This window comes from Kitasatospora sp. NPDC001660, from assembly GCF_053596725.1.
Genome location: NZ_JBSFGU010000008.1, coordinates 171,520 through 186,207 on the forward strand (window position 1 = coordinate 171,520; position 14,688 = coordinate 186,207).

A 14,688-nucleotide genomic window follows, 5' to 3' on the forward strand; every position below is an offset into this window, starting at 1 on the left:
TCACTGTCGTCGCCGGGCGGCCGTCCTGTCGGCCCGGTCACTCGTCCCCGTCGTACTCCATGTCGGAGTCCTCCTCCGGCGGTTCGACCCGTCCGTAGACGGTCCACTGCTGGTCCGGCAGGCCGCCGACGTCGTCCTTCATCTGTCCGAGGCCGTCCCGCCAGAGCGCGTCGCGCCACAGCCTGGCGTCGTCCGCGCCGAAGAACTCCAGGTCCGCGTAACGCAGCCGGAAGTCCTGCGGCATCGCGTCGAACTGTTCCGGGGTCAGCCGCACGCCCTGGCGGATGAAGTGCTCGGCGGCCTGGTGCCCGGACATGCCGGCCCATAGCGCCGGGTCCAGCCATCCGGCCGGTGCGGCGTGGGGGAGGTCCGGGGCCGGGTACGTGACGATCGCCGGGTCGTCGGCGGAGTTGTCCGTGCCGGACGACGGGTGCTGCCCGGCCGTGCCGAGGGACAGCGCCTGCCAGACGTCGTCGGCGGTGAGGGGTTCGGCGGTGAGGGGTTCGGCGGTGGGGGCGTCGGCGCCGTGGCCGGGTTCCCCGCCGTGCCGCTGCTCCTCGAAGTACGGCCCGCCGTACGGCTGCTCCTCCTCCTGCCCGCGCAGCATCTCGAAGATCACGTCGGGCCGGTGGTCGGGCCAGTAGTACGGGTTCGGGACGAACTCGACGGTGCTCGCGTAGCGGCCGGTCGCCGGGTCCAGCTCGGTGTCGTAGACGAGCTCGACGCCCACGATGTACTTCCCGTCGATCCCGCCCGGGAACGCGACCTCCGACTCCGCCTCCCCGAGCGGCGAGTGCTCGAAGGTCGCCCGGACGTCGATGCCGCCGGGCGCGTCGATCAGGTAGCGGTGCGACGTGCCCCACCCGGCGCTCTGGTGGGTGTCGGAGCGCGTGGTGCTCACGAAGGCCGAGGGCGGGTTCTCGTTCTTGTAGACCTCCAGGTCCACGTACCGGTCGGGTGCCTTCGGCAGGAAACCCGTCTCGAACACGTCCGAATACGGTTCGGACGTCCGCTCCCACTCCCACCGGAACAACAGCGCGTCGTCCCGGCGCCACATCACGTCGATCCCCTCCTGGGACCCCGGCAGCGCCTCCGGGTCGACGGGCACGGCCGCAGCCGACAGCGCTTCCGCCGGCATGTCCCGCCCGGCCTCGCCCGGCGCGGGCTGCGGGACGAAGCCGAACCTCAGGTCCTCCCCGGCCACCAGCGTGACGTTCCGGGCCTCGAACGCCGCCGCGGCGGCCTCGCCCAGCTCGGCCGGGGGCCGGTGCCACTCCTGCCGGTCGCCGTCTCCGTACTCGTCGACCGGGTGGCCGTCGTCGGAACCGCTGTCGCTGTCGCTGTACCACCCACTGTTGTCGGTGGCGTCCGCCCCGTCCGCCCCGTTGACGGCGTGCTCCGGCCCGTGCGGAGCGGCGGCAGCCGGCTCCCCGGGCGCCGGGTGCTCCGGAAGGAACGTCAGGAACGCCCCCTCCTCGCCGCCCGGACCGGACTTCACGTACAGGGTCCCGTCGTCCCCCCAGGTGACGCCGGTGCGCCCGTTCGGCGCGTGCAGCGGCACGCCGGCCGCGTCGGCCATCGCCTCCCCGCCCGCGGCGCCGAACTTGAAGGCACCGTCCAGCGATCGTTCGTGGCCGTCGGCCGGCTCGGCCCCGTACCCGTAGTCGGCGGCCTGCTGGTTGCCGCCGAGGACGGAGCCGACGTTCTCGGCCGGCCGGCCGTGGGCCAGGCGGTACCAGGCGTGGTGGTCGAGGTCGATGACGGGCCGCCCGTCGGAGTCCCGTCCGATCGCGACCGTCGCGACCAGCAGGCCCGCGCGGGTGAGGTCGCGCGTGTGGTTGGCGCGCAGGGCCGGGGCGAACCAGACCGGGGCGTCGGCCGCGAAGCCGACCGCGTCGGTCAGGCCGGCGTCCCACAGGTGCTCCATGACCTCCTGCGCGTACCTCCGGCCGGCCGCGTTGAGGTCGCAGGCCATGAACCGCAGCGGCTTGACGCCGTCCCAGGCGCCCTCGGCGTGGAGCGTGCGCAGGCCGTCGGCGATCTCCGCCGGCGCGACGACCGCGCCGTCCAGGACGGGCACGCCGTTCCGGGTGTGCATGGCCAGGGTGAGGTAGTCCCGCGCGTTCGGGAGGTAGGGGAAGACGTCCCGCTCCAGCCTGCTCCAGTCGGGGTGGCGGTCACCCGCCCAGTAGATCCCCGCGTCGGCGGCCACCGGTTCCAGGGCCGGGGCGGGCTCCGCGCCGCCGGTCACCGGCTCCCCGCTCGGGACGGGCTCGGTGCCGTCCCATGCGCGGCGCAGATCGGCGGCGGTCACGGCGTGTCCGGGCCGCTTGAGCGAGTCGACCAGGCCGAGCAGGCGGTTCAGCTCGCCCGCGGTGACGACGACGTCCCCCGCCGACCCGTTCAGCTTCCGGACGTACGCTTCCACGAGCTTCCGGGTGACCGGGAGGGTGGGGTGCATCCCGAACGCCTCGCGGACGACGTTCGCCGTCCGGCGCGCCTGGTGGAACGCGTCCGGGGTCAGTTCCTGCCCGGTTCCCCGGAGTTCCTCGACGAGCTTCGCGACGCTCCACGCCCGCTTCAGCTCGGCGGCGGTCACCGACTGTCCGGGCCGCTTGAGCACGTCGACCACGTCGACCAGGCGCTTCGGCCCGTCCCCGGTGGCCGCGCCCGGCGCCGGCCCGTCCAGCTCGCGGGCGTACCCCTCCAGGTGGCCCCGGGTCACCGGGCCGCCGGTGGGCAGCCCGAGGGACTCGCGGACGAGGTCGGCCGCGCGGCGGACCCGGGTGAGCCCTGCGAGGGTGAGCTCTCCGGTGCCGCCCGCCAGGTCCCTGGTGAGCCCGGCGACGTGCCAGGCGTGCAGGCTCGCCTCGCGGCGGGCGGCGGCGTTCGGCAGCAGGTCGCCGATCCGGCCGAGGACGGAGCGCCGGTGGTCGGCGCCGATGTGCCGGGCCAGCGGCCACAGGTCGTCCGCGGTGCGCAGCTCGGGGATGTTGGCGAGCCTCGCCAGCGCGCCGTGGAGTGCCTGCTCCTCGGCGGTGGTCTTCGGGAAGGGACGGTCCTGCGGGAGCTCGGTGACGTCGATCCGCTCGTGCGGGACCCTGGCGCCGGACGGGATCAGGCGGCCGTCCACCGTGAACCGGCGGCCGGGCTCGATCAGGACCTCGTCCTCGCGGCCGACGGCGGAGAAGGGCTGGATGTCGTGGGCGCTGCCGCCGCCGGTCAGCGTGAAGTGGATCAGGGCCCGGTGCGTGAACGGCAGCTCGCGTCCGCCGTTCATGAACCGCTCCGCGACGCGCTCGTCGCGGCTGGTGCTGAGGAAGCCGCTGCTCTCGAAGGTCTTTCCGCCGTAGGCCGGCGAGAGCTTGCCGGCCAGGCCGCCGGCCAGCGGTCCCGCCACCCGCTCGCCGCGGTAGACGTCCCCCCGGAGCGACGGGATCTTCTCGAGCGACTCGCCGATCAGCTCGGCGTGGACCAGCAGCTCCTTCTCCATGCGCTTGACCAGGGCCGGGACGGCGGCGGTCAGGGCGGCCTTCCGCCGGGCCGGATCGGTCAGGGCGGCCGCCTGCCTGATGTCCGTGTCATCCCGGATGATCGCGGGGAGCGTCCCGCCGCCGTCCAACATGGACCGGACCTGGACCTCCAGCGCGGCGCGCCGGGTGAGCGGGCCGAACCGCAGGGCGACGTTGATCAGGGGGTAGGTGTCCCCGGTGTAGAGGGCCAGTGCCTCGAAGTGGGCGATGGTCAGCCGGTCCAGCACGTCCCGGGCGCTCAGGCCGTGGCGCTGCAGCCAGATCCGCACGTCGTCGCCGCCGTGGTTCGGGTTCGCCGCCGCCTGTTCGAACCGGCTCCGGTTCGTGCCGGCCGCGCCGTTCTCCTCGGAGAAGTAGCCGCCGCTGGAGCGCGCGGTGCCGACCAGGTGGTGGTAGGCCGCCTCGTGGGGCAGCATGCCGTTCTCGCCCAGGTCCCTGCGCACGTCCGCCTGCGGGAGTCCGGGGATGTGCCGGTACATCGCCGACACGTCGGAGAGCGCGTGCTCCGGGAGGGGCGGCAGGCCGTCCACCATCCGTGCGCCCTGGAGGATCTCGTAGAGCGAGTGGTCGCCCAGCGGCAGCATCCAGCCGACCAGGGCGAGCAGCATGTCCTGCGGCTCGGTGTGCGGGACGCGCAGCAGGAGGAAGGCGTTCATCATCTTCGCCGTGGTGGCGGAGACGCCGGTGGTGACCGGCATGCCCTTCTCCAGGTGGGTCTCGCCGTACCAGTCGGCCTTGCCGTTCAGCTCGTACCGGGCCCGTCCCGACTTCCAGCGCAGCGCCGTCACGTGACCGCCGTTCGGCTGCTGGAAGCGCAGTTCGCGGCCGCTCAGTGCCATGCCCCGCTGGGCGAGTTCGTCGGCCCGCAGCGCGTTCGGCGGGACGGCCCGGTCCTTCCGGGCGTTCAGGCTGGCCAGGTACTCCGCGCCGGCCTTGAGGGGCTCCCGGGACCGGTTGATGACGTTGCCGGTGCCGAAGTGGTCCTTGCCGAACATCCCGGACAGGCCCGGCACCTTCTCCAGCACCGCGCGCACACCGCCGTTGAGGAACTGCGTCTGGCTGCGCAGTTCCCGCTGGTCCAGGCCCATCGCCCGGACGCGCGCCGGGTCCTCGTGCGCCAGCAGGTGCTGGAGGACACTCTTCAGCCCGAGTCCCGAGTTCTTGTTGTAGGCCGCGTTGAAGAAGGCCGTCATCAGCTCGCGCGTGTTGCCGGTCGCCATCATCTCGCGGAACTCGGCGAGGCTCAGCCGTTCGCCGACCTGGCCGGCCGACTGGTCGTCGTCCTTGAGGAAGACCTTGTAGAGCTGTTCCTCGGGCACCTCCGGATGGGCCGCCCGCAGCGCCTCGTAGAGCCTCGCCACCGCGTTGCGCGCCGCGGCGACGGCCTTCGGGTGACGGTAGGCCAGCTCGCCGAGCCGCTGCTCGAACCGCTCGGCCCGCTCCTGGTGCTGCGGCGTCGCGTGGAGCGCCCCCTTGCGCGGGACGCCGAGCGGCTGGAGGTCCCGCTGCTCGGTGATCGGGTGGTCGGCCGTGGCCCCGGTCAGCGGGGCCGGGGCGTCCGGGTGCGGGGCGGTCCCGGTGACGTGCACCGCACCCGCCTCGTGCGCGGGCAGCTCCAGGTGCAGGAAGGCCCCGCCCTCCTCGATCCGGGGAACACCGTTGGCGTCCCAGCCGACCCGCGAGGCGACCACCGGGCGGGGGCCCTCCGCACCGGGGAACAGCCACAGCTTGCCGTCCGGGACGTGCAGGTCGAGCGCTACCCCGGGAAGCCGCTCGCGCAGCGCGCGCAGCACCTGTGCGGCGTAGGAGTCCTCACGGCCGCGGCCGGCGTCGCAGGCCAGGAACCGCAGCGACATCCGGTCCGACGTGCCGTCGTGCAGCTCCGCCAGCGCGGCGGCCAGCTCGTGCGGCGGGAGCGGCTTGCCGTTCCAGCCGGGTGCGCCGTCCTCCGTGACGCTGTGGTAGCCGAGGGTGACGGTCCCTTCCTCGGCGCGGATCTCGTTCAGCATGCGCTCGACCGGTGCCTGCGCCGAGCGGCTCGCGAGCGGGTCCGCCAGGACGTGCACACCGCCCTCGGTGCGGCCTCCGGCCAGTGCGCGCGCCACCTGGGCGACGGTCTCCGGGTCGGGCGCGGGGAGGAGGTGCGCTGCGTCGTGGTGTCGCGGGGTGGGCTGCTGCTGGGAGTGGTCGAGCTGCTGGGGGTGCTCCCGGTCCTGGCCGAGGAGGAGCGGCCGCTCGTCCGCGCCGAGCGTGGCGGCCGCCTCCGCCTCCCCGCAGATCGTCACCTTGAGCTCGCCGTCGGGCGCCAGCTCCAGCTCCGTCCACTCACCGGGCCGCATGCCGGTCGGCCGGCCCGTCTCGTCGAAGCCGAGGCCGCCCACCGCCCGCGGCTCGGCCCCGGGCAGCAGGGCCACCAGGTCCTCGGTCGCGACGGCGCGCAGCGTGACACCGGGCAGTTTCTCCCCGAGTCCGCGCAGGACCTGCGCCGCGAACGAGTTCTCCCCGCCGCGCCCGGCGTGGCAGGCGAGGAACCGCAGGGGCGTGTCCGCGGACCACTGCTTCCCGTACAGCTCCGCGAGCGCCGCGACGGTGTCCTGCACGCTGACCGGTTCGCCGTTCCACGTGGGGGCGCCGTCCGGCCGACTGCTGTGGTAGGCGAGCGCGAACGTGCCGGGATCGTGCGGCAGCGTCGCCAGGGACTCCCGGAGCTGGGCGCCGACCGGCTGTTCCCGCTGGTCCGGGTGGATCAGCCAGTGCACGCCGTTGCCGAACGGCGCGGCCAGCTCCCGCGCGATCGCCTCGCTCCGGCCCGGCACGACGGGGTCCGCGACACCGTGGAAGGGCATCGGGTTGACGTGGTAGACCGTCTTCTCCCCGGCCTCGAACTTCGTCTCCATCTCGCGCTTGTAGCCGTAGAAGAGCGGCACGACGGTCTTGCGGGAACCCACGTAGATCTGCCGGCTCTCCGGGAAGCCGTCGTCCGTGTAGCTCTCCGGCTTCGGCTTCGCGTAGGCGACGACGACATCGAGGTGGGGGAAGCGGGTGTTGACGTCCTGGACGACGAACTTGCAGCTGTCGCAGGTGCCCTGCGAGGACACCACGACGAGGCTGCCACGGGCCTCCGAGGCGTTCTTCTGCGTGAAACCCCACTCGTCCAGCTGGCGGTAGACGTCGCGCATGACGTTCACCTCGGCGTCGTTGCGCTGCTGCCGCAGCACGTCGGCGGCGAGCCCGTCGCCGCCCGTCACCTGATCGGCGATCCGCCGGAAGTCGTCGGCGATCCGCCCCTGCGTTTCGGCCAGGTTGCCGATCCTGGTCATCGTGTCCCCGCCGATGTTCTTCAGCAGGGCCTTGTAGCTGCCCGCCCACTTGGGCGCGGACGGATCCGACTTCGACAACTCGTCGTACATCTTCGCTATCGCCCGGGCGGAACTCTCCACCTGGGTCATCTGCGCCCCCGCCCGCCGAAAGTTCTCGGGGTCAACCGCGGGCCCGACCACCGCGGACTCGGGCGTGCTCGTCCGCTTCCCGGCCTCCTTGGCGAGCCCGACGGCTTCCTGCAACGCGTGGTGGGCCAGTCCGATCTCGTCCTTGTGTGCCGTGAACCTCTCGCCGGACGGTTCCGCCGGCAGCGCACCGGCGAGGTCCTGGAGGCGTTCGCGAGCGGACCGCAGTGCGGCCTCGGCCGCCTTGTGAGCGGCCCCGACGTCCTCCAGCACCTCCCTCGCTCTGGCCTGCCGCCACGCGTCAGCGGACTCCTCGGCGGCCCTGGCCAGCCACGGATGCACCTGCTTGACCGCGCTCTGCTGCTCCATGGCCCCGGCCCCGGCGTCCTCCGCCGCGCCGCTCCTGTGCTGCCCGGACTTCCAGTGCAGGTCCTGCCCGTTCCCGTCCTTGACCCAGAGGCCGGCCACGCCGTTCGTGCCCCCGCCGGCATCGAGATCGAAGTCCTTCAGCAGGTCCGAGAGGTGCTGCTCGTGGGAGGACTGCGTGTCCGGGCCCAGGATGACCGGACTCTGGTCCGCCGTGAGCGCGCCGGACGACGTCTCCGGCCGCGTCTCCACCTGCAGCTCGCCCTCGGGCGTCATCGTCAGGTCGATCCAGTCACCGGGCCTCGCGACGGACGGACGGCCGTGCTCGTCGAAACCGAACCCGACCACCGCCCGGGGCGCGGAATCGGGCAACAGAACCGCCAGGTCCCGGGTCGCGATGACCCGCAGCTCGGCCCCGGGCAACTGCACACGAAGACCACGCAGCACCGCCGCGGCGAAAGAGTTCTCCCCACCCCGCCCGGCACGGCACGCGAGGAAGCGCAGCGGCGTACCTTCGGGCCACTCCTTCCCGTGCAGCTTCACGAGCGCCGCGACCGCGTCCGCCACGCTCACCGGTTCGCCGTTCCACGTGGGCACGCCGTCCGGCCGGGTGCTGTGGTACGCGACGGTGAACGCACCGGGATCGTGCGGCAGCCTCCCCAGCGCCTCCCGGAGCTGCGTACCGACCGGCAGCTCACGCTGCGCCGGATCGGCCAGCCAGTGCGCGCCGTTGCCGACCGGCGTGGCCAGCGCCTCCGCGATCGCGTCGCTCCGGCCCGGCACGACGCCGTCCCCGCCACCGTGGAAGGGCACCGGGTTGAGGTGGTAGACCGGCTTGTCACCGACCATGAACTCCGTCTCGTGCAGCTTCTTGTAGCCGTACGCGATGGGCACGTCGAGGTACCGGGTGCCGACGTAGAGGTCGCGCGATTCCGCTTGCCCATCGTCCCCGTACCTCTCCGGCCTCGGCTTGGCGTAGGCGACGAAGACGTCGAGGTGCGGGAAGCGGGTGTTGACGTCCTGGACGACGAACTTGCAGCTGTCACAAGTCCCCTGCGAGGAGACGACCACGAGGCTGCCGCGGGCCTCCGCGGCGTTCTTCTCGGTGAACCCCCATTCGTCCAACTGCCGGTAGACGTCGCGCATGACGTTCACCTCGGCGTCGTTGCGCTGGCCCCGCAGGATGTCGGAGGCGAGCTCGTCGCCGCCGGCCACTCGGGCGGCGATCCTGCGGAAGTCCCGCGCCATCGCCTCTTGATTGTGCGTCAACTCATCGATCTTCGCCCGCGATTCACCGTTGATGTTGTTGCGCAGTGCCTTGTAGCTGCCCGTCCACTTGCCGTCGGCCGTCCTGTCGTCCGACAGCACCTCGACCATCTTGGCGATCGCCCGGGCGGGGCCCTCCACGCGGGCCGTCTGGTGCCCGACCTGCTGGAAGGTCTCGGGCGCGACCGCGAGGTCGCCGATCGGGTTGTTCTGCTTCTTCGTCTTCGCGACGGCCGCCTTGGAGAGCTCGATGGCGGCCTCCAGGTCGCGGTGGGCCTGGCCGACCCGCTCCCGGTGCGCCGCGAAGTCGGCCCTGGAGAGGTTCTCCGGCAGGTGCGCGGCGAGCGCCTCGAGCTGACGGCTCGCGGCCGAGAGTGCGGTCCTCGCGGCCTCGTGCGCGGCCCAGACGTCCTCCAGGACCTCCCTGGCCCTCGCCTGCCGCCATGCGTTCGCGGACTCCTCGGCGGCCCTGGCCAACCAGGGGCTCACGTCCTTGACCGCACCCTGCTGCTCGACCGACTGCGCCTCGCGCTTCGGTTCCCCGTTCACGAGGTGTGGAGACTTCCACGCCAGGTTCGCCCCGTCCGTGCCCTTCACCCAGAGACCGGCCGCTCCCAGGGTGCCACCGGAGTGATCGAGATTGAAGCCCGTGAGGACGTGCCCGAGGTACTGCTCGGCGAGCGTGCCGCCGGGCGCGGACGGCTGCTCCGCCGGGACTCCGACGTGCTGCGGCCCGTCCAGGACTGAGGCGATCGACGAGGCGGCGTCACCCTCGGCCTGCACCGGCGGCCGAGCCGTGTGCACCGGCGCCGCCGGCGGGGGCATGTGGGGTTCCTGCGGCACCTCGCGGAGGGCGAGGTCGAACCGGATCTGGAAGATGTCCCCGTCGCGGCTCAGCGTCACCGAGGAGACGTGGTACTCGCGGCCGCCGGGCCGCCCGCTCATGGTGTTGTGGTCCAGGACGGTCCGCACGGTCTGCCGCCCGTTGTCCGTCTCCAGCACCGTCCGGAAGGCCGCCTCGTCGTCCTCCGGCCGGACGGTCAGCGAGCCGTTCTCCGGCAGCACGACGTGGAGTGCGTCGCGGGTCTCGTGCCCCGACACGTTCTGGTGGAAGATCGCCTCGGGCATCGTCGGCGCCAGCGGGATCTCCGGGTTCAACAGCGCCTGCTTGACGTCGGCGGCCGAACCGTTGCGCTCGTGGTAGGCCGCCGACCACTGCACCAGGAACGCGTCGCTCGCGAACAGCCGGGCGACCGTCGGGTCCTCCTCGGGATCCGCCTTGTAACTCTCGGCCACCACGGCGACCCCGCGGTTCCCGTCGAACCCGAAGGAGTTGGCGAACAGACCGCCCTTCAGCGGCCGCCCCCCGGCGGTGTCGTCGGGGTTCGCCTTGTAGCCCTTCGTCTTCTCCTCGACCTCGAAGAACTTGTGGTCGCCGAACTCCCGCCTCGCCACCTCGTCGAACGCCGGGAGCCGCTTGGGGTTGCGGATGTCCCGGACAGCCCTCGTCATCTCCCTCGCCTGGTAGGCCGGCAGCCGCTCCGCCCACGGCGGTGGCGGCGGCATGTGCAGGGCGGACCCGTCCGCGACGGGCCCCCCGTGCTCCGGCCGCGGCTGCGGCTCGTGCGCGGACTCCGTGGCCAGGTGTGCGTCGCCGTCGCCCAGCAGGTGCCGCACGCCCTCGTAACCCTCGTTCAGGCGCACGGGGTTGGCGCGGTTCTCGTGCCCGGGCAGCGGCTCGTCCCCGTAGAGGCGCCGCAGCAGGGCGGACACCTCCGGCGACTCGTTCCGCCGCACCCAGCCGGGGCCGTTGTTGCGCTGCGCGCCGGTGTGGGGGTCGTGACCGCGGTTGGTGCCGAGGTAGGCGTTGGTGAGCTGCGCGAAGTACTCGTGCTCGCTGCGGGACGCGTAGGTGTCGCCGCGCTCGCCGCGCCGCGGCCCGTCCGTCCAGTGGACGCGGTCGCCGCCCGCCAGCTTGTCCCGGTAGGCGTCCCGGACGATCTCGCGGTCGTGCGGCGACAGGACGTTGAGGACCGAATGGGCGAACTCGTGGGTCGTCGTCGAGTAGCCGTCCGCGTAGTTGTTGGAGGCGGGGCCGATCGTGGTGCGCTCGCCGAGGAGGTTCTCCTCCGTCACCACCGTGTGGTTGCCGCCCGCGCCGCGCACGGAGTCCCAGCTCCGGCCGGCCGAGGCGGCGCCCCGGCCCTGCCGCCCGCCCAGGTGGGCGAGCGGGCCGGCATCGGTGATCGGGACGTCCCTGGGCACGATGTGGACCCGGTACTCCGCCTCCAGCAGCCGCAGCGCGACGTCGCGGTCCTGCAGCATCCGCGCGAGCAGCGCCACGGCCTCGCGGCGGGCCGGTCCGGGCTCGGCGGTGCGGGGGTCGACGTCGACCATCAGGTGGGCGGCGGTCTCCGCGAACTCCCGGGTGTCGCCGAGCCTCTTCAGGCTCTCGATCACGGCCGCGTCGCGCGCCAGCGCCTGCCGCTGCTCGTTGGGCAGCGTGCGCAGCGCCTCCGCCCGTTCGGCGGGGGTGAGTTCGTGCAGCTTCGTGAGGCCGGGCGGCGGCACGTGCTCGCCGGACGGCCCGGTGGTGCCGTCGGAGGACGTCCTCAGGAGGTCCCCGAAGGTGCGCCGGTCGGCGGAGGATTCGTCGAACGCCCTTGCGCGCGCGGCGGATTCGGCGCTGCGGACCGCAGGGCCGGTGCCGTTCTCCCCCGTCCGAGCCTGGGTGTCGGCGAAGCGCGGGGAGCGGGCGAGGTCGTCGACGACGTGCTGGACGTACTGCGGGTCGACGGCGCGCCCCGCGGCGGATCCGATGAACTCGACGGTCTGGGCCGCGGGTTCCCACTCCCCGGCTGCCTCCCGCCGGCGAAGGAGGTCGGCCATCTCCTCCGGCGGGATCTCCTTGCCGTCCAGTACGGGCCGGCCGTTGTCGCCGATGTCCACGGGGACGGAGTAACGGGTCCCGTCCTCCGACGCGTGACCGAGGACGTCGGAGACGTGTCCGACCGTCGGGTTCTCCTCGGCGACCGGCAGGACGGGTACGTCGGCTACGCGGGTGTTCTTCGGGAGGTCCGGAAGCGGCTTCGGCACCTCCGGCGACGGCTTCGGGAGGTCCGGCAACTCCTTCGGCACCTCCGGCGCTGTCGAGCCCGACGTCGCGACCCGCGCCGGCGGGGCGACCTGCCCCGGCGCCTCGGGCTCGCTCGACCGCGGTGCGGACGGCGAACTCCCGTCCCCCGACGAGGTCTTGACCGCTCCCTGCTGCCCGCCGGTCTCGTGCCCGGACGTCTGCTGGTGCTCCGTGCCGCCCTGGACCTTCACCGAATCGGGCACCGGCGCGATCGGGGCCTTCTCCGACGACGAGGACGACGACGAGCCGGAGGACGAGTACGACGCAGCCTTGCCCCCGACGGTCGACGTGCTCCCCGCCTTCGGCACCTCGGTGTGCGCCGACTCGCCCGAGTGCTCCACCTTGACCGGCATCGGCTTCGGGCGCGGCACCGGGAACGGCGTGGGACGGCCGGTGAGGTTGGCCACCGCCGAGAGGATGGTGAGCGGGTGGTTCCAGGGCAGGTACTGGGTCCCGGGGCCCGTGTCGTTCGGGTCGGACAGCTTCTCGGAGACCCAGGTCTTGTACCGCTCCACGAGCGGGTGCACGGCCAGGTGTCCCATGTGGCCGACGAAGCCCATGGCCATGCCGGAGACGAAGCTCTCCCAGCTGACGGAGAACTTGTGGTCGGGCCCGAAGGTGAGGTTGTAGAAGCCCTCGGTGAGGCCGTTCTGGACGCCGCCGCCCAGGTAACCGCCCAACGCCATGCCCACCTTGAACAGCCTGGTGTCGCCGCCCACCTTGTCGAGCAGACCGGGGACCTGCTTGAGCAGCTGGTCGACGCCCTCCGAACTCAGCTCGCCCGGCTTCAGCGCAGCCCGCATCGCGTCGCGCAGCGCCTCGTGCTCGGCCGCCCCGCGCCCACCGTTCTCCGCCATCGCGCGGGCGAAGTCCTTGCCGAGGGCCGCGGCCTCCTCCTTGCCGAGGATGCTGCCGAAGTGCTTCTCGAAGACCTGCGCGACGTCCTTCTCGAACCGGGCCACCGCCTGTGCGGGGAGTTCGCGCAGGCCGCCCTTGAAGGCGTTCGCGATGTCGTGGGAGTAGCGGCCGATGGTCTGGGCCAGGTCGTTGCCGAAGGCCTCCGCCGACTCCTTCGCCAGCCACTTCTCGCCGTCCCGCGCGGCCGCTCCCGCCGCACTGTGCGCAGCCTCCTCGGCCAGGGCGTTCTCGGCACCCTTCGCGGCGTCTCGGGCGGCCGCTCCTGCCGCGCTGTGCCCGGCCTCGTCGGCGAGGGAGTTCTCGGCGGTCCGTCCGAGGTCCGTGCCGAGGGCCTTCGTCGCGTCGTTCTCGATCGCCCGCAGCCCGTCCTTGGACAGGACGCCGGCCAGGCTGTCCTTGGCGAGCCCGTTGGAGACCTTGGCGAGGTCACCGCCGAGGACGCGACCGGCCTCCTTGCCCAGGCTCTTGCCGATCACGCCCCGGAAGAGCTTGGTCAGCCCGCCCCCGATCAGGCCCAGCGGCCCGCCGATGAGGCCGTTGAGGGCTCCGAACTCGACGGCCTGGAGCAGGGACTTGGTGTCCCACTCGCTCTTGTGGCCCTTCTCGATCTGGATGAGCTGGATGATCGTGTCCATCATCACGCCGCCCGCGATGCTCACGAACGTGTGCATCACGATCCGGTCGAGCAGCCAGGAGAGGATCTTGCGGATCACGCCCTCGGCGACCAGTCGGGCGGCCACGATCTGGCCGAGCGACGCCCCGGCGGTGAACGGGGCGGCGGCGATCGCCCAGGCGATCTCGGCGGCCAGCTGCACGAGCTGACCGATGATCATCCACTTCGTGTACTCGACCTGGTTGGCGGTGTCGTGCGCGACCTTGCCCAGTTGGTTGGCCTGCTCGGCGGCCTCGGCCAAGGCGCTGCCCCCACCGATACTGATCAGCGTGGCCGCCATGTCGGCGAAGCCGTCGCCGGTCCGGCCCGAGACCTGTTCCTGGCAATAGGCGGTCAGGTCCCGGATGTAGTCCTCCAACTGCGGCATGTCCTGGGCGACGAGCAGGTAGTCGTCACCGGCGAGGCGCAGTTTGTCCTCGTCCGCCTCCGGCCACGCCATGCCGGTCAGACCGTGGAAGAGCTTGGCGAGCCCGTCCGGGATGTGGATCGACATGGCGGTGGAACTCCTGAGGGGTACGAGGTACGTCGGCCGGGCCGTCCGGAGGCGCTGGTGCCGTGGCACCAGCGCCGTGGCACTAGACGCCCGAGGCGAGGTCGTCGTCCGTGCGGGTGAACAGCTTGGCGGCGCTCTGGCCGTTGTGGCCGGCCTTCTCGGCGATCTTGCTGACCTGGCCCAGCATCTTGAGGAGGCCCTTCGTCGGCGGGTCCACCGTCTCGAAGTAGGTGTTGCCGATCTCGTCGTGGCCGGCCGCGTCGGTGTTGAACCCGTCGATCTCGTGGACCCTGCCCTGCATCCTGAGGAGCAGGGCCGACATCTCGGGGTACTTGGAGAAGGCGGACCCCATCGCCGCCGTCGCCTTGAACTCAGCCACGGAACTCCTCCTGCCGCTCGCGCCGGGCCCCGGCGGTGAAGCCGGGGCGCATCGCCTGGAGCGGGGCGAGCAGTTCGTCGAGCTCGGTGCCGCCGGTCATCGAGGCGCGCAGCGTCTCGCCGAGACCCTCGAAGGAGCCCAGGGACTCCGTCACCTTGGCGCCCATGTCCGCGCGGGCCTGGTTCAGGACGTCGGCCAGAGCCATGCCCAACTGGGCCGGCGCCATGGAGCGGTAGGCGGTGGTGTGGAAGGTCAGCGACACCACCTGGCCCTGCGCGCCGAGGACGGCCGTGACCATGCGGTCCTTGGAGGTGACGGAGACCGTGGTCGCCTGGAGCTTGCTGGTCGCCTCCGCCAGCTTGGCCTGCTGCTCGCGCAGGGTCTCCATGGCCTCTTCGATTTGTTGCGCGAACGGGGAGACCGCCATCTGACGCCTCTCGGAGAAGGACGCGCCCCGGGCCCCACGGGGGTCGGGGCC

At 72.6% G+C, this 14,688-nt stretch carries 3 protein-coding genes; all 3 read right to left on the reverse strand.

Annotated features, from left to right (window positions below; translation table 11 throughout):
* Positions 1-37: 37 nt before the first annotated feature.
* The 3 genes from ACWCXH_RS12060 to ACWCXH_RS12070 all read right to left on the reverse strand — a co-directional run bounded on the left by ACWCXH_RS12060 (position 38) and on the right by ACWCXH_RS12070 (position 14,637).
* A complete protein-coding gene (locus ACWCXH_RS12060) occupies positions 38-13,831 on the reverse strand; it encodes a scabin-related ADP-ribosyltransferase (RefSeq protein WP_449801289.1) in 13,794 nt (4,597 codons plus the stop codon).
* A gap of 82 nt (positions 13,832-13,913) precedes the next feature.
* Positions 13,914-14,210 carry a hypothetical protein gene (locus ACWCXH_RS12065; RefSeq protein WP_449801290.1) on the reverse strand — a complete coding sequence of 99 codons (297 nt, stop codon included), beginning with the start codon at positions 14,208-14,210 and terminating at the stop codon, positions 13,914-13,916.
* A complete protein-coding gene (locus ACWCXH_RS12070; RefSeq protein WP_449801291.1) occupies positions 14,203-14,637 on the reverse strand; it encodes a YbaB/EbfC family nucleoid-associated protein in 435 nt (144 codons plus the stop codon). Before ACWCXH_RS12070 ends, ACWCXH_RS12065 begins: the two co-directional genes overlap by 8 nt.
* Between the last annotated feature and the right edge of the window lie 51 nt (positions 14,638-14,688).